General features: G+C 62.0%; 14 protein-coding genes and 1 tRNA gene. 7 read left to right on the top strand and 8 right to left on the bottom strand.

The annotated features are described in order from the left end of the window. Together BJQ17_RS11685 and BJQ17_RS11690 are read left to right on the top strand one after the other, a co-directional pair. Window positions 1-1,110 carry a methionine ABC transporter ATP-binding protein gene (locus BJQ17_RS11685; protein WP_070096098.1) on the top strand — a complete coding sequence of 370 codons (1,110 nt, stop codon included), beginning with the start codon at window positions 1-3 and terminating at the stop codon, window positions 1,108-1,110. Then, the gene (locus BJQ17_RS11690) at window positions 1,100-1,744 is read left to right on the top strand and encodes a methionine ABC transporter permease (protein WP_003255861.1); all 645 of its coding nucleotides are present in this window, start codon (window positions 1,100-1,102) and stop codon (window positions 1,742-1,744) included. Before BJQ17_RS11685 ends, BJQ17_RS11690 begins: the two co-directional genes overlap by 11 nt. 28 nt (window positions 1,745-1,772) lie before the next feature. On the opposite strand, the gene dibA is transcribed toward BJQ17_RS11690, so the two are convergent. Continuing rightward, window positions 1,773-3,668, bottom strand: a complete 1,896-nt coding sequence (gene dibA / locus BJQ17_RS11695; protein WP_033726065.1) for a phosphodiesterase DibA — start codon at window positions 3,666-3,668, stop codon at window positions 1,773-1,775. 146 nt (window positions 3,669-3,814) lie between these two features. Here dibA and desA point away from each other — a divergent pair, with 146 nt between their 5' ends. Both desA and BJQ17_RS11705 read left to right on the top strand, forming a co-directional pair. Then, on the top strand, window positions 3,815-4,999 hold the full coding sequence (gene desA / locus BJQ17_RS11700; protein WP_004576383.1) for a delta-9 fatty acid desaturase DesA: 1,185 nt from the start codon (window positions 3,815-3,817) through the stop codon (window positions 4,997-4,999). Window positions 5,000-5,098: 99 nt separating this feature from the next. Continuing rightward, the gene (locus BJQ17_RS11705; RefSeq protein ID WP_003255864.1) at window positions 5,099-6,127 is read left to right on the top strand and encodes a sensor domain-containing diguanylate cyclase; all 1,029 of its coding nucleotides are present in this window, start codon (window positions 5,099-5,101) and stop codon (window positions 6,125-6,127) included. Window positions 6,128-6,229: 102 nt separating this feature from the next. On the opposite strand, the gene BJQ17_RS11710 is transcribed toward BJQ17_RS11705, so the two are convergent. The 4 genes from BJQ17_RS11710 to BJQ17_RS29950 all read right to left on the bottom strand — a co-directional run bounded on the left by BJQ17_RS11710 (window position 6,230) and on the right by BJQ17_RS29950 (window position 10,967). Continuing rightward, complete coding sequence (locus BJQ17_RS11710; protein ID WP_070096099.1) at window positions 6,230-7,489, bottom strand: response regulator; 1,260 nt, start codon at window positions 7,487-7,489, stop codon at window positions 6,230-6,232. Window positions 7,490-7,626: 137 nt separating this feature from the next. Further along, window positions 7,627-8,904, bottom strand: coding sequence for a 4-aminobutyrate--2-oxoglutarate transaminase (gabT, locus tag BJQ17_RS11715; protein ID WP_003255866.1), 1,278 nt, complete (start codon window positions 8,902-8,904; stop codon window positions 7,627-7,629). 182 nt (window positions 8,905-9,086) lie between these two features. Next, window positions 9,087-10,529, bottom strand: a complete 1,443-nt coding sequence (gabD, locus tag BJQ17_RS11720) for an NADP-dependent succinate-semialdehyde dehydrogenase (protein ID WP_003255867.1) — start codon at window positions 10,527-10,529, stop codon at window positions 9,087-9,089. Between the two features lie 219 nt (window positions 10,530-10,748). Next, window positions 10,749-10,967 carry an aryl-sulfate sulfotransferase gene (locus tag BJQ17_RS29950; RefSeq protein ID WP_083285055.1) on the bottom strand — a complete coding sequence of 73 codons (219 nt, stop codon included), beginning with the start codon at window positions 10,965-10,967 and terminating at the stop codon, window positions 10,749-10,751. A 30-nt stretch (window positions 10,968-10,997) separates the two neighbouring features. Here BJQ17_RS29950 and BJQ17_RS11725 point away from each other — a divergent pair. The 3 genes from BJQ17_RS11725 (at window position 10,998) to BJQ17_RS11735 (ending at window position 13,575) form a co-directional block, all read left to right on the top strand. Then, window positions 10,998-11,074: transfer RNA gene (locus tag BJQ17_RS11725), tRNA-Arg, on the top strand. A 162-nt stretch (window positions 11,075-11,236) separates the two neighbouring features. Next, entirely contained in the window at window positions 11,237-12,967 is a 1,731-nt protein-coding gene (locus tag BJQ17_RS11730) for a dipeptidase (RefSeq protein ID WP_070096100.1), read from the top strand. Window positions 12,968-13,137: 170 nt separating this feature from the next. Beyond that, entirely contained in the window at window positions 13,138-13,575 is a 438-nt protein-coding gene (locus BJQ17_RS11735; protein ID WP_010951586.1) for a CBS domain-containing protein, read from the top strand. A gap of 6 nt (window positions 13,576-13,581) precedes the next feature. On the opposite strand, the gene BJQ17_RS11740 is transcribed toward BJQ17_RS11735, so the two are convergent. The 3 genes from BJQ17_RS11740 to BJQ17_RS11750 all read right to left on the bottom strand — a co-directional run bounded on the left by BJQ17_RS11740 (window position 13,582) and on the right by BJQ17_RS11750 (window position 15,052). Further along, complete coding sequence (locus BJQ17_RS11740) at window positions 13,582-14,220, bottom strand: hypothetical protein (protein ID WP_019750176.1); 639 nt, start codon at window positions 14,218-14,220, stop codon at window positions 13,582-13,584. Between the two features lie 69 nt (window positions 14,221-14,289). Next, window positions 14,290-14,532 carry a DUF2789 domain-containing protein gene (locus BJQ17_RS11745; RefSeq protein WP_003255873.1) on the bottom strand — a complete coding sequence of 81 codons (243 nt, stop codon included), beginning with the start codon at window positions 14,530-14,532 and terminating at the stop codon, window positions 14,290-14,292. Between the two features lie 61 nt (window positions 14,533-14,593). Continuing rightward, a complete protein-coding gene (locus BJQ17_RS11750; RefSeq protein ID WP_003255874.1) occupies window positions 14,594-15,052 on the bottom strand; it encodes an aminoacyl-tRNA deacylase in 459 nt (152 codons plus the stop codon). Window positions 15,053-15,070 lie beyond the last annotated feature (18 nt).

Here is a 15,070-nt window from a genome sequence, read left to right on the forward strand (position 1 = left end):
ATGAGCCAGGCCAGCGCGCTCAGGGCGCCTACACCCCAAGCACTGCCGCCAGCGGCCAGGGAACAGGCCCTGCGCCCCGAGGTCAATGAAGCCCACGTGCGCTTCATCGGCCTGGGCAAGACCTACCCGGGCCAGGCGCAACCGGCCTTGCAAGGCATTGACTTGAACATCCGCCATGGCGAGATCTTCGGCATCATCGGCCGCAGCGGCGCCGGTAAGTCATCACTGCTGCGCACCATCAACCGCCTGGAGCAACCCAGCCAGGGCCGCGTATTGATCGACCAGGTGGATATCGCGCCTTTCAATGAGGACCAGCTTGTGGCCCTGCGCCGGCGCATCGGCATGATCTTCCAGCACTTCAACCTGATGTCGGCCAAGACCGTGTGGCAGAACGTCGAGTTGCCGTTGAAAGTCGCCGGCGTGGCAAAAGCCGAACGCCAGCGCAAGGTGCGCGAATTGCTGGAACTGGTCGGCCTGCAGGAAAAACATCACGTGTACCCGGCGCAACTGTCCGGCGGGCAGAAACAGCGCGTGGGCATTGCCCGGGCACTGGTGCACACCCCCGAGATCCTGCTGTGCGACGAGGCCACCTCGGCGCTGGACCCGGAAACCACCGCCTCGATCCTGGAGCTGCTGCGCGATATCAACCAGCGCCTGGGGCTGACCATCGTGCTGATCACCCACGAAATGGCGGTGATTCGCGACATCTGCCACCGGGTTGTGGTGCTGGAACGCGGCGCAGTGGTCGAGCAGGGCGAGGTCTGGCGGGTGTTTGGTTCACCTCGTCACGAGGTTACCCGCACCCTGCTCGCCCCTTTGCAGGCCAAGCTACCCGCCGCACTGCAAGCCAGCCTCCAGGCCCACCCGGCGAGCGGCAACAGCGCCGTAGTGCTGAAACTGACGGTGCTTGGCGAGCCAGAGCTGTCTGCCCTGTTCAACGACCTGGGCGGGCGTGTGCGTCTGCTGCAGGGCGGCGTGGAAACCATCGGCGAACATGCCTTGGGGCAACTCATCCTCTCGGTGCAACACTCGCCGCACGACACCCATCAATTGCTGGAACGTGCCCGCCGTTGGGCCGAGGACGTGGAGGTATTGGGCCATGTGGTTTGATCGCCTGCTGGAAGGCTTGCTTGATACGCTGCTGATGGTTGGGGTTTCGTCACTGATCGCCCTGCTGGTGGGTGTACCCATGGCGGTGCTGCTGGTCACCAGCGACAAGGGTGGGATCTTCGAGGCGCGGCTGCTGAACCGGGTGCTGGGCGCCTTCGTCAACCTGTTCCGCTCGATTCCGTTTCTGATCCTGATGGTTGCACTGATTCCTTTCACCCGCCTGGTGGTGGGTACCACTTATGGTGTGTGGGCGGCAGTGGTACCGCTGACCATTGCCGCCACACCGTTCTTTGCGCGGATTGCCGAGGTCAGCCTGCGTGAGGTCGACCATGGTCTGGTGGAAGCCGCACAGGCCATGGGCTGCCGGCGCTGGCACATCGTCTGGCATGTACTGTTGCCCGAGGCGCTGCCGGGGATCGTCGGGGGCTTCACCATTACCTTGGTGACCTTGATCAACTCGTCGGCGATGGCCGGGGCGATTGGTGCCGGCGGGCTGGGGGATATCGCCTATCGGTATGGCTACCAGCGTTTCGACAGCCAGATCATGCTGACCGTGATCGCCATGCTGGTAGCGTTAGTGGCGTTGATCCAGCTGGGCGGGGACCGCCTGGCGAAGGGTTTGAACAAGCGTTGAAATCTGAGGGCTGCTTTGCAGCCCGGTCTCAATCCCAGCGAAGATCCGCAGCCGGCACTGGCCGCCCGAACCAGTACCCTTGCCCCAACTGGCACTCCTCCTGCAACAGGAAGCTGGCCTGTTCCGCCTGCTCGATGCCCTCGGCATGCACCTGCATACCCATGCTACGGGCCAAGGCGATGATCACCCGCACAATGGCGATGTCGTCTTCATCCACTGGCAACCCAGCCACAAACCCTTGGTCGATTTTCAGCTTCTGCACCGGCAAACGCTTGAGCCGCAGCAGTGACGAATACCCCGTGCCAAAGTCGTCGATGGCCAGGGTCACCCCCAGTTCGCGCAAGCGGTGCAGTTGCTCCAGCGCCACCTCAGGGTCTTCCATCACCGCGCTTTCGGTCACTTCCAGCTCCAGCAAGGCCGGGGCCAGGCCGGTGTCGTGCAGCACTTCGGCTACCTGCCGATACAGCTCATGCTGGCCAAACAGGCGACTGGAGATGTTCACCCCAACAAATGCCAGCTGCCGGCCTTCAGCCTGCCACTGCACCATTTGCCGACAGGCCTGTTGCAGCACCCAGGTATCGATCTCGGCAATCAGGCCGGTGCGTTCGGCAATCGGGATGAACTCACTCGGCGGTACCAGTCCGCGCCCGGGGTGCTGCCAGCGCACCAACGCCTCGACCCCGACCTGCCGGCCCGTCGCCAAGTCGTGTACCGGCTGAAAGTACACCCGCAGTTCATCCTGCTCCAGGGCCCGACGCAATTCGGCGGCGGTCTCGACCCGATGCTGGGCGTGGGCGGTCAGCTCTTCGGTGTACAGCGCATAACAGGCCCGACCGTTGCTTTTGGCCTTGTACAACGCCGAGTCGGCATTGCGCAGCAACTGCTCGGCACTCAAGGCATCGCTGGGGAACAGGCTGATTCCGACGCTGGCGCTGATGAACAGACGATTGCCCTCGAACTGAAACGGCTCACGCATGCGCTCGATGATGCACTGCGCCAGCTTGCCCGCCTGGCCAACCTGCTGGCAGTTCTCGGCCAGCACGCCGAACTCGTCGCCGCCCAGTCGCGCCAGGGTCATGCCGTTACCCAACACCTCTCCCAGACGCTCGCCTACCAGCTTCAGCAACTGGTCGCCAATGGTATGGCCCAGGCCGTCGTTTATGCTCTGGAAATGATCCAGGTCCAGCAGCAACAGGGCGCAACCGCGCTTGTTGGCCTGCGCCGCCGCCAATGCCTGCTCCACCCGGTCGGTAAACAGCAGGCGGTTGGGCAGGCCGGTCAGCGGGTCGTGGTGGGCGAGGTAGGCAAGCTCTTGTTCCGAATGCTTGATGGCGCTGATGTCACTGAACACCGCCACGTAATGGCTGAGCTCACCTTCGTCATCACGAATGGCGCAAATGGTCTGCCACTGCGGGTAGATTTCCCCGCTTTTGCGCCGGTTCCAGATTTCACCACTCCACTCGCCCTTCTCGGCCAGGGTGGCAAAAATTTCCTGGTAGAAGGCCAGGCCATGGCGGCCCGACTTGAACTTGCTCGGGCGATGGCCGATGACCTCGTCCTGCTGGTAGCCGGTGATGCGCATGAAGGCACGATTGACGTGCACGATCAGGCCTTGGCGGTCGGTCACCAGCACACCCTCGAGGGTACTGTCGAACACCGCGGCAGCCATGCGCAGCCGTTCACGGTCTTCGCAACGCAAACGCGCGCCATGGCCGATGAAATTGAGCAGGCGCACACGCGACACGTAGATCAGCACGGCACTGAGCAGCACCCAGACCACCACGTTGATCTGCCGCCCCACAGTCAATGCCAAGGGGTCGTCAGTCATGCTGTGCAGCATCACCTCTGCCAGCGCAAGCCAGAGGATCGAGAGCACCACATACAGCGCAGCCATGCGCAAGGCGTCGCGAACGGAAACAGACATGTCGGGTGGGAAAGGCCATCAAAAAGGAGCGGGCATTATAAAGGCTGAAACATGTCGTGACCTCCTATCTCAACGGTTGACTGGTTTTATTTCCCCGCCAAGGGATAATCAGCCCTTCCCCCTGCATTTCGAGGGTATTTGCACCTATGTGGTATAACGGCCTGCTCGACCTGTCGGCCTGGCAACTGGTCGGCATCACTCTGTTGATGACCCACGTGACCATTGTCAGCGTCACGGTCTACCTGCATCGCTACTCCGCGCACCGGGCCCTGGAGCTCAACGGCGCGCTCAAGCACTTCTTCCGCTTCTGGCTGTGGCTGACCACGGCGCAGAACACCCGTGAGTGGACCGCCGTCCACCGCAAGCACCACGCCAAGTGCGAAACCCCCGACGACCCGCACAGCCCGGTGTACAAGGGCCTGGGCACGGTGCTGCGCAAAGGTGCCGAGCTGTACCGTGAAGAGGCACGCAACCCCGAAACCCTGCGCATCTATGGCAAGAACTGCCCGGATGACTGGATTGAGCGCAACCTGTACTCGCGTTACAAACTGGGCGGCATCGCACTGATGGCGGTGATCGATCTGCTGCTGTTCGGCACCCTGGGCATCACCATCTGGGCGGTGCAGATGATGTGGATTCCGTTCTGGGCCGCCGGTGTGGTCAACGGCCTGGGCCATGCCCTGGGCTATCGCAACTTCGAATGCCGCGACGCCGCCACCAACCTGGTGCCCTGGGGCATCATCATCGGCGGTGAAGAACTGCACAATAACCACCACACCTACCCCAACTCGGCCAAGCTCTCGGTCAAACGCTGGGAGTTCGACATGGGCTGGGCGTGGATCCGCTTGTTCTGCCTGCTGCGTCTGGCCAAGGTGCAGCGCGTGGCGCCCATCGCCCACCGGGTGGCCGGCAAGGCCAGCCTGGACATGGACACCGCCATGGCCATCCTCAACAACCGCTTCCAGATCATGGCCCAGTACCGCAAGCTGGTGATCGGCCCGCTGGTGAAACAGGAACTGGCCCGTGTCGACGCCTCGGTGCGTTACCGCTTCCGCCGTGCCAAACGGCTGCTCTCGCGCGAAACCAGCCTGCTGGAAGACCGCCACCACGTGCGCATCGAGTCCATGCTCGCGCACAGCCAGGCACTGAAAACCATCTACGAAAAACGCCTGGCCCTGCAGCAGATCTGGGCGCGCACCAGTGCCAACGGCCACGACATGCTGGCTGCCATGAAAGACTGGGTACACGAGGCCGAAACCAGCGGCATCCAGGCACTGCGCGACTTCGCAGCACAACTCAAGACTTACTCGCTGCGCCCGACCGGCGCCTGACCGCCGTTGATCGGCACGCCCCGCAACGGGGCGTGCCGTTCGGAACTTCGCCCCCGCCTCTCCACTCGAATCCGGAATATCGCCTGCGTGGCGGGCCGGATGTTGGCCGCACGCTTTCACGTTGAGACCTGCTCCGTGCACATGGCCAAGAACATTCCAACGATTTTCCCCGGCACCCCTCCTCCCGAAGCTGCCCAGACTTTACTGGCGTTGCTCCACGCCCAAGGTGAGGTTGCCCGCCTGAGTGAGCGTGATCAGCTGTTCAGCTCGTTGCTCGACAGCGTCAACGCAGTGCTTTGGGCCTTCGACTGGGAAACCCGCCAGGTGCTGTACGTGAGCCCAGCCTACGAGCGCATCTTCGGCCGCCCGGTCAGCCTGGTGCTGGCTGACTACAACGAATGGCGTGACAGCATCTACCCCGACGACCTCGAGTTCGCCGAACGTAGCCTGGCCCAGGTACTGCTCAAGGGGGCGGTGGAAGACCGCGAGTACCGCATCCTCAATGCCGATGGGCAACTGCGCTGGCTGAGCGACAAGTGCTACATCAACCAGCAGCACGATGGCGACCGGGTAATCATTGTCGGTATCGCCGAAGACATCACCGAGAAGAAGCAGCTTGAAGGCGAACTGCAGCGCCTGGCCACCACCGACGTGCTGACCCAGAGCAGTAACCGCAGGCACTTTTTCGAATGTGCTCAGCAAGCCTTCGACAGTGCACGCGAGGACGGTACACCGCTGGCTTTCCTGCTGTTGGATATCGACGACTTCAAACGCATCAATGACAGCTATGGCCACCAGGAAGGCGACCAGGTGCTGCAACACATCGCCGACAGCGGCAAGGCCGTGCTACGCCGGGGCGACCTGTTCGGACGCATTGGCGGCGAAGAATTTGCGGCGGTGTTTCCGGGCTGCAACGCCCAGGTCGCGGAGCAGATTGCCGAGCGCTTGCAACGGCAGATTCAGCACTTGAGCTTCAGCCATGGCCAGCAGACGTACGGGGTGACGGTGAGCCAGGGGCTGACCGAGCTGACCGATGAGGATGTGGCGCTGGACAGCCTGTATGCGCGGGCCGATGCGGCAATGTACCAGGCCAAGCGGCAGGGCAAGAACCAGATAGTCCGCGGCTGATCAGGCGGCAAGGGCACCGGCTTTGGCCGGTATTCGCGGGCCCGGCGCCACACCTGTGGCAGCGGGCAAGCCCGCGAAGGGCCGCAATGCGGCCCCCGAATCTCAGCTGGAAACCTCGGCCCCAGCCACCGGCGGTTCTTCCTGCGGTTTTACTTCCGGGTTCTCCTCTTTGCGCAACCGCCTCAGCTCCGGCAGGCCAAGCTTGAGCAGGCGCGCCGTCTTGCCGCTGGCCACCTTCTCCAGCCCCTGCCCAGCCGGCAGCCGCGACAACTGCCCAGCCAGGTTCATGGCCAGGATCTCCCGCGAGTAAACGCCACCGCCCAACTGGTAGATCGCAGCGATCAACTCGCGCAGTGCCAGCGGCAAACGCCAGCGGGTACGCAGCGCCGAGCCGAACGCCGCACCAAACGCTTCCAGCGATTGCTGCACATTGCGCTCGTCCAGGTCTCCCCCGGCCAACCGCCACTCTTGCAGGCAGCGCAACACCGCCAGGTCGCCCAGGCAATGCAGCAAGCCCGCGCAATAACAACGGCCCTCGTCCAGTTCGAGCATGCGCGCCAAGGTGCGGCCATATTCGGCAGTGTGCAGTGACAGGTCCCAGTAACGGGCGGCGTGCTCTGCCAACAGTGGGTCGCTGAGGCGTGCGCTGCGCTTGAGGGTCATGCCCAGGATCAGGTTCATGCTTTGGGTACTGCCAAGCTTGTTCAGGGCCTGCAGCAACGTCTGCACCGGGGCTTCACGGTGCAATGCCGCACTATTGGCGGCAGCGATCAGCACCGCCGTCACCTGCGGGTCGTTACGCACCTCCTCTTCGAGCACCCTGAGGTTCAGGCCCTGAGGGTTTAGCGCTCGATTGATCGCTACCTGCACATCGGCCAGCAGCGGCCCGCCATCGGCGGTAGCGCGGCGCTGCTCAAGGTAGGCTGGCAGGCTGGCTCCCGCCTGCAACGCCGGTACCGGGCAGGCAATCTCCTCGCCAACGGCCAGCAGCAACTCTTGCAGGCGCTTGCGCAGGTTATCCAGGTTCAGTGGCTTGCTCAGGTAAGCCGTGGGGTGCAGGGGCAGCGCTTCGCGCACACTGGCGCTGTCATTGCGGTTACTCATGAGAATGAACGGCACCCCTGGCCCTTTGGCGCGCACCTTGCGCAGCAGGTCGAGGCCGTCGACACCGGCCAGCTCGCGGGCAGCGATGATCAGGTCCGGCTTGCTGGACAGGGCACTGAGCGCCTGCGCGCCGTCAGCGCATACCTGCAGGCGGGCGTCACAGCGCACGCTGAGCAGCATCTCGCTGAGCATGTCCCGTACCCAAGGATCGCCTTCTACAATCAGTACGCTTGGTGGGGTGGGGGCTGCAGCGCTCATCACCAACTACTCCTGAATACCCTGACACACAGTCCGTCGCAGCTTCCAAAGCCAATCCTCCGATAACCATAGCGCCACATGGCTTATCTGGGCATAAAAAAACCCGCCGAGGCGGGTTTTTTCTGAAGCGCGTCACATCAGGCGATTTCAGCGAAGCACTCTTCGATGATGGCCAGGCCTTTGTCCAGCAGCGCGTCTTCGGCGGTCAGCGGAACCAGGATACGCAGGACGTTGCCGTAGGTGCCGCAAGACAGCAGGATCAGACCCTTTTCACGAGCCTTGGCGACAACCTGGCCAACAGCAGCAGCGTTCGGGGTGTGAGTGCCTTTCTCGAAGACTTCGACGGCAATCATCGAGCCCAGACCACGGACGTCGCCGATGATCGGGTACTTCTTCTGGATTTCGCGCAGGCCGGCGGTCAGGCGCTCACCCACAGCCTTGCTGCGGTCCAGCAGTTTTTCTTCTTCGAACACTTCGATCACGGCCAGGGCCGCGGCGCAAGCGATCGGCGAACCGGCGTAGGTACCGCCCAGGCCGCCAGGCGCGATGGCGTCCATGTATTCGGCCTTGCCGCACACACCGGCCAGCGGGAAGCCGCCAGCGATGGATTTGGCGAAGGTGGTCAGGTCAGGCGCAACGCCCATCTGTTCCATGGCGAAGAAGGTGCCGGTACGGCCAGCGCCAGTTTGTACTTCGTCGGCGATCAGCAGGATGCCGTGCTGGTCGCACAGGGCGCGCAGGCGTTTCATCAGCTCTTTCGGCGCTGGCAGGAAGCCGCCTTCGCCTTGTACTGGCTCGAGGATGATCGCGGCGATGTCGCGCGGCTCGGCGTCGTTCTTGAAGATGCGCTCGACCGAGGCGATGGCGTCGTCAACGCTGATACCGTGCAGTTCGCTCGGGAACAGGGCGCGGAAGATGCCGCCTGGCATCAGGCCCATGCCAGCGGAGTACGGCACGACCTTGCCGGTCAGGCCCAGGGTCATCATGGTACGGCCGTGATAACCGCCGGTGAAGGCGATGACGCCAGCGCGGCCAGTGGCAGCACGGGCGATCTTGACGGCGTTTTCAACGGCTTCGGAGCCGGTGGTGACCAGCAGGGTCTTCTTGTCGAAGTCGCCTGGGACCAGCTTGTTGATCTTTTCGCACAGCTCTACGTAGGGCTCGTAAGCCAGCACCTGGAAGCAGGTGTGGCTGACCTTGGTCAGCTGCTCTTGCACGGCTGCAACCACTTTCGGGTGCAGGTGGCCGGTGTTCAGTACTGCGATGCCGCCGGCGAAGTCGATCAGTTCGCGGCCTTCAACGTCGATCACGGTCGAGTTCTTCGCGGTGTCGACGAAGATCGGGTGGATCTGGCCGACGCCACGTGGGACGGCAGCTACACGACGTTGCATCAAGGATTCGTTGGTTTTGCTCATAATGCCCTCATTGCGCCGACAGGAATGGCGCTTTTATTCGGGGGCGGCTGGGAGTGCTCGCGAACAGTATTCGTTGATCGACTGTCGTGAACGCCCTGGCCACCAGGTACTGCAATGTAAAAAAGGCCAGCGAGACGTCGCTCTCGCGCCCCGCTGGCAGAGGTAAAGCCTTTACCGTGCTATCAGACGCTGATGCACAGGTATTTGATTTCGAGGTAGTCCTCGATACCGTACTTGGAACCTTCGCGGCCCAGGCCCGAAGCCTTGATACCACCGAACGGCGCCACTTCGTTGGAGATCAGGCCGGTGTTGATACCCACCATGCCGTACTCCAGGGCTTCGGCGACACGGAACACACGGCTCATGTCACGGGCGTAGAAGTACGAGGCCAGGCCGAACTCGGTGTCGTTGGACATGGCGATGACTTCGGCTTCGTCTTTGAAGCGGAACAGCGGCGCCAGTGGGCCGAACGTCTCTTCCTTGGCGACAGCAGCGGTCTTCGGTACGTCAACCAGGATGGTCGGCTCGAAGAAGTTGCCTTCGATCAGCTTGCCACCGGACAGCACTTTGGCGCCTTTGCTGACGGCGTCCTCGATGTGCTCCTGGACCTTGGCGACAGCCTTGCCGTCGATCAGCGGGCCAGTGGTGGTGCCTTCTTCCAGGCCGTTACCGATCTTCAGCTTGGCAACTGCAGCGGCCAGCTTCTGGGCGAACGCGTCGTAGACGCCGTCCTGCACGTAGATACGGTTGGCGCAGACGCAGGTCTGGCCGTTGTTACGGTACTTGGAGATGATCGCGCCCTCGACCGCCTTGTCCAGGTCGGCGTCGTCGAACACGATGAACGGGGCGTTGCCACCCAGCTCCAGGGAAACCTTCTTGATGTCCTTGGCGCATTCTTCCATCAGCTGGCGACCGATTTCGGTCGAGCCGGTGAAGGACAGCTTGCGTACCAGGGAGTTGCCGGTCAGTTCGCCGCCAACTTCACCGGCGCTGCCGGTAACCACACTCAGCACGCCAGCCGGGATGCCGGCACGGTGGGCCAGCTCGACCAGCGCCAGAGCGGAGTATGGGGTTTGCGAAGCCGGCTTGAGGACCATGGTGCAGCCAGCGGCCAGGGCCGGGCCGGCTTTACGGGTGATCATGGCGGCCGGGAAGTTCCACGGGGTGATGGCCGCGGTAACGCCGATTGGCTGCTTGATGACAATCAGGCGCTTGTCTGGCTGGTGGCCTGGGATGGTGTCACCGTAGATGCGCTTGGCTTCTTCGGCGAACCACTCGATGAACGAGGCCGCGTAGGCGATTTCGCCCTTGGCTTCGGCCAGCGGCTTGCCCTGTTCGGTGGTCATCAGGCGAGCCAGGTCGTCCTGGTTCTCGATCATCAGTTCGAACCAGCGACGCAGCTTGGCCGAGCGCTCTTTCGCAGTCAGGGCACGCCAGGCCGGCAGGGCCTTGTCGGCGGCTTCGATGGCACGGCGAGTTTCCGCGGTGCCCATCTTCGGCACGGTACCGATGACTTCGCCGGTGGCCGGGTTGGTCACCTTGATGGTCTGGCCGTTGTCCGCATCCAGCCACTCACCATTGATATAGGCTTGCTGGCGGAACAACTGAGCGTCTTTGAGCTGCATGTCGGCTTCCCGAATTGTTGATTGTTGAAAAGCGCCCAAGGCAGGGCATCGAGCGTTTGAAATCTCAAACGAATGCTAAGCGGCTGCTGGGGTGTTGGACAATAGGCTGTTCGAAAAAAAGAACGAATGGTTGAACAGCCCATCTGAAATCGCCCGCAGAATGGCCGCTGAAGGGTAGACGATGCGGCGGCCGTACTCGGGGCGACGCCAAAAATCGTTTCACTGCTTGTCAGGGCCAATGTTCAACACACCCTGATGGTGGGCTGAAACGATGATGCTGTCGCCATCGGCAGCGTAGTCGACGGCATTGACGCGGGTCCAGTTACGGCCGGTTCCACCCTGGCCGACAGTTTGATCGGTATTGTCGTGTATCCGGCCCCGGGGATCTGCACAGCCAACACGGTAAAAACAGCTACAGATCAAGGCGATGGACGTCAACGATACAGATGGGTATCATGCGTGCGCGTTGCACTCGTAGCTCAGCTGGATAGAGTACTGCCCTCCGAAGGCAGGGGTCGTGGGTTCGAATCCCGCCGAGTGCGCCATATCAAGAAAGCCCTGGGCCTGAGCCCGGGGCTTTTTCGTTTGTGCGCCATGTCACCTTTCTGGTACTCCCGTGCCACGGGTCATTGATGTTAGCGTGGGCGTCTTCCCGTTCTCCGAACGGGTAACCCATAACAATGATTGGCGAAGGAATGCGCACAACCATGCAGTTGAAAAAACTCACCGCCACCACCCTGTTGCTGGCCAGCATCGGCCTGTTCACCCAGCCTGCCCAGGCCAACCTCACCCAGCAGCAGTCCGCAGCTATCGTCAAAGCCTTCGACGGCAGCGACCCAAGCGACTTCAGGCATTTTCTCGGCAAGCTCAAAGGCAGCGACCAGGGCAAGGCCGACAACCTCGAGGCAACCGTCGACGCCTACCTGGCCAACAAGCCATTGGCCGCCGAGCAACAAGACGAGATCAACCGCCTGCTCGGCCTGTATACCCGCATCAAGTATGGCAAAGCCGCTACCGAAACCCTGCGTGAACTGGTAGCCATCCCCACCTTCAATGTCGAGGGTACACCGCAGTACGAAAACCCTGAATTCCTCAAGATCGCCGACAAGATCAAGGCCTTGGCCGAGCGCTTCGGCCTGGCCTTCCGCAACATCGACAACCGGGTGTACGAGATCTCGCTGGGCAGCGGGAAGGAAGTGATCGGTATCCATGCCCACGCTGACGTCGTGCCGGTCAACCCGGACAACTGGAAGCTGGCCGACGGTACGCGCCTGGACCCGTTCAAGGTCACCCTGGTGGGTGACCGCATGTACGGCCGCGGCACCGAAGACGACAAGAACGGCATCGTGGTGGCGATGTACGCGCTGAAAGTGGCCAAGGACGAAAACCTGCCGCTCGCCCGGCAGTTCAAGCTGCTGATCGACACCACCGAAGAAACCAGCGGTGATGCCATCCCCTACTACTTTGAGCGCAACCCTACGCCCGATTACAACCTGGCCCTCGACGGCGGCTACCCCGTAGTGATTGCCGAGAAAGGCTACGGCACGGTCATGGCCAGCTTCACCAAGCGCCCGGCCAGCGGCAAGGGTGCCGAGATCGTCAACCTGACCGGCGGCCTGGCCACCAACCAGATCCCGACAACTTCGGTTGCGACCCTGATTTCTGACAACCCGGCACAGCTGGCCAAGCACCTGCAGCAAGCCGGCGCCAGATATGTGAAGCAGCATGGAAGCGACTTCAGCATCGACGCCAAGGCCGACGGCAAGCAAGTCTTGCTCACCGTGACCGGTGTTTCCGCACACTCTTCGGAGCCGGAATCCGGCATCAACCCGGTGGCGCGTATGCTCGACTTCATTAATGGCCTCGGCCAGCAGGTGTCGCTCAAGCACAACCACTTTACCGACGCGGCCCGCTACGCCGCCGAAAACTGGGGCCTGGACTACCTGGGCAACACGCTAGGCGTGGCCTTCAAGGACCCGTTCATGGGCCCGCTGACCACCTCGCTGACTTTTGTCGGGGTGGATGACAAAGGCTTGAAACTGGCGGTGAATCTGCGCATTCCCAAGGGGAAGCCGATCGCCACGATCAAGGACGAACTGGCCGACAAACTGGGCAAATGGACCCGGCAAAGCAACACCTCGGTGGCGTTCGACTTCAGCCTGGACGAGCCGATGTACCGCAACCCTGAAGGCGAATGGGTAAAGGCCCTGCTCGCTGTGGCCACCGAGAACCTGGGGATGAAGCATGAGTTCGGCACGTCCGCCGGTGCGACTTCGGTCCACGACCTGCCCAACGGCGTCCAGTTCGGCCTGGCTATGCCGGACGTGAAGTACACCGGGCACAACGACAACGAGTTCAAGACCGTGGAGCAGTTCATGCTGGACTTGCAGGTGGTGAGCGAAATGGTGGCGCGGATCGGCCAGATGCCGAAGCTTTGATCGGCAGTACCGGCCTTTTCGCGGCTTTAGCCGCGAAAAGGCCGCTACTACCGAACAGCCATGACGTTTTTCAATCGCCTCCATGCCGTTTCCTGCATTGCCGTGCAGAGCGCCGTACCGGATGCTTTAGTTACACCGAGACAGTGCTTTTTTCACCCGCAGAGGCCCGTATGAAGACCGTCGAACAAATCCTCAAGACCAAGTCCCAGCACCAGACCGTGTACACCATCGGCCCGGATGACTCGGTGCTCGACGCCCTGAAACTGCTGGCGGAGAAAAACATCGGTGCGCTGCCCGTGGTCGAGGGTGGCCAGGTAGTGGGCATCGTCAGTGAGCGGGACTACGCGCGCAAACTGGTCCTCAAGGGCCGCTCTTCCGCCGCTACGCCGGTACGCGAAATCATGAGCGCACCGGTAGTCACTGTGGAGCCCAAGCAAAAGCTCGATTTCTGCATGAACCTGATGACCGACCGGCACCTGCGTCACCTGCCGGTGGTCGACAACGGCAGGTTGCTCGGCCTTCTGTCGATCGGCGACCTGGTCAAGGAAACCATTGACGAACAGGCGAGCCTGATCAAGCAAATGGAGCAGTACATCCGCGGCGAATGAAGCGCCTCAATGGTAGGTGCGCTCCAGTTCGTCCAGCTGATGGTCGAAGCTACGCAAGCGCGCCGACCAGGTGTACACCAGCACTTCCAGGTCACGGTTGAGCACTGCCGTATTGCCGTGGCCGCTGTGCGTGGGCTCGCCGAGGTCCAGCTGGTAGCGTTCACGGGCCATCGCCTGTGCCACGCTGGACAGGTCGCGAGCATTGGCCAGCCAGTGGTGATGGCGGTCATGGATTTCGCGGTCGAGCACCCGGCACTGGCGCTTCAGCGCATCCAGGCTCTGCTCCAGCGGAGTGCCCCTGAGCTCGCCCATGACCTCTTCGAAGGTACGCCCCGAATGCCAGTAGCTGCCCCAGAAATAACGGTCGAAAACCGTCTCGACGCGGCGTAGCGCAACCTTGGTGTTCCAGATGGTCAGCAACGTTCGCCCCTGCACCACTTCGCGCTTGTTCAGGCGCAACTGCTGCCAGGCGATCCATGTCAGCGCCACCAGTGCAACCGCTACAGTGACTGCGGCAGCGGCATACAGGAAATGCACGGCCTGGTTCATCTGTTGCGTCTGCCTGATGCCATAGAAGTAACTGGCCGTCAGGGTGCCCAGGATCGTCACGGAACACCAGAAACCTGGTGCGTAGGGATCTTTCATCGCGCTATCCCCTTATTGTTTTCCTGAGCATAGCAACGGCCGATCACTCGTCAGGTGCCGCTCGGCGCTTTATTTTCGGGGGCGGCGCAAGGCTTCGTTGAGTTGATCGAAGGGCACGGCCCAATCGGAATCTTCAATGATGATGTCCTGGAGAAATGCACGCTGTGAGTCGGTCCAGAACGGCGCATCCACCAGCTTTATTTCGTTCTTCAGCGGGGAATGGCTGGTGATGAACTGATCGATACTCTTGGGATCATCGGGCAAGCCCAACTGCTTGAACAGTTCGGCAAAGGGATGGATCGGCGCTTCCATGGTTCCTCCTTAGCGCCAGGCAAGCCGTCCACGACGCCCGCCTGGCATTGGTTTGAAAACATCAGCACAGCTCGCGCACTTCGGCGTGCGGCACCAGTTTCATGTACTGCTCCATGCTCATGTGAATCAGGTGATCGTGGTCACCCGCCTCCAGGTAGACATCGCCTTGGCGGGTAAGACTCGGGTCGAGCAGCATTTTTATCTGGTAAGCATCGCCAAGGGCCGGCACGGCACCGCGTTCGCAGTCATTGAACAGGCTCGGCAGACCACTTTCACGGGTCAGATGCCAGGCCCCGGACATACGCACCTTGGTCATGTCCAGGTGCCGGTTGGCCGGTAGCACGGCCATGATGTAGTTGCCATGACGGTCATCGAGCATCACCGACTTGGCGACCCGCTCGGCGGGCACGCCGGCCGTTCGGGCCGACTCCAGGCTGGTGGCCGAATGTGGGTGGGGAATGATGTCGTAGTCGCAGTTGGCCTTGTCCAGGCGGGCCTGCAGGGTCTTTGCCATACGCATGATGCACCTCCGGTTTCG

Origin of the sequence: Pseudomonas sp. NBRC 111139 (assembly GCF_001753955.1) — a bacterium.
Lineage (GTDB): Bacteria > Pseudomonadota > Gammaproteobacteria > Pseudomonadales > Pseudomonadaceae > Aquipseudomonas > Aquipseudomonas alloputida.

Bases quoted from the DNA above. Each gene is read 5' to 3' on its own strand.
- BJQ17_RS11735 (WP_010951586.1), top strand. From the start codon at position 13,138: ATGAAGACCGTCGAACAAATCCTCAAGACCAAGTCCCAGCACCAGACC.
- BJQ17_RS11740 (WP_019750176.1), bottom strand. From the start codon at position 14,220: ATGAAAGATCCCTACGCACCAGGTTTCTGGTGTTCCGTGACGATCCTG.
- BJQ17_RS11705 (WP_003255864.1), top strand. From the start codon at position 5,099: ATGTTGGCCGCACGCTTTCACGTTGAGACCTGCTCCGTGCACATGGCC.
- BJQ17_RS11685 (WP_070096098.1), top strand. From the start codon at position 1: ATGAGCCAGGCCAGCGCGCTCAGGGCGCCTACACCCCAAGCACTGCCG.
- BJQ17_RS11745 (WP_003255873.1), bottom strand. From the start codon at position 14,532: ATGGAAGCGCCGATCCATCCCTTTGCCGAACTGTTCAAGCAGTTGGGC.
- BJQ17_RS11750 (WP_003255874.1), bottom strand. From the start codon at position 15,052: ATGCGTATGGCAAAGACCCTGCAGGCCCGCCTGGACAAGGCCAACTGC.
- gabD (WP_003255867.1), bottom strand. From the start codon at position 10,529: ATGCAGCTCAAAGACGCTCAGTTGTTCCGCCAGCAAGCCTATATCAAT.
- gabT (WP_003255866.1), bottom strand. From the start codon at position 8,904: ATGAGCAAAACCAACGAATCCTTGATGCAACGTCGTGTAGCTGCCGTC.
- BJQ17_RS11730 (WP_070096100.1), top strand. From the start codon at position 11,237: ATGCAGTTGAAAAAACTCACCGCCACCACCCTGTTGCTGGCCAGCATC.
- dibA (WP_033726065.1), bottom strand. From the start codon at position 3,668: ATGTCTGTTTCCGTTCGCGACGCCTTGCGCATGGCTGCGCTGTATGTG.
- desA (WP_004576383.1), top strand. From the start codon at position 3,815: ATGTGGTATAACGGCCTGCTCGACCTGTCGGCCTGGCAACTGGTCGGC.
- BJQ17_RS11710 (WP_070096099.1), bottom strand. From the start codon at position 7,489: ATGAGCGCTGCAGCCCCCACCCCACCAAGCGTACTGATTGTAGAAGGC.
- BJQ17_RS11690 (WP_003255861.1), top strand. From the start codon at position 1,100: ATGTGGTTTGATCGCCTGCTGGAAGGCTTGCTTGATACGCTGCTGATG.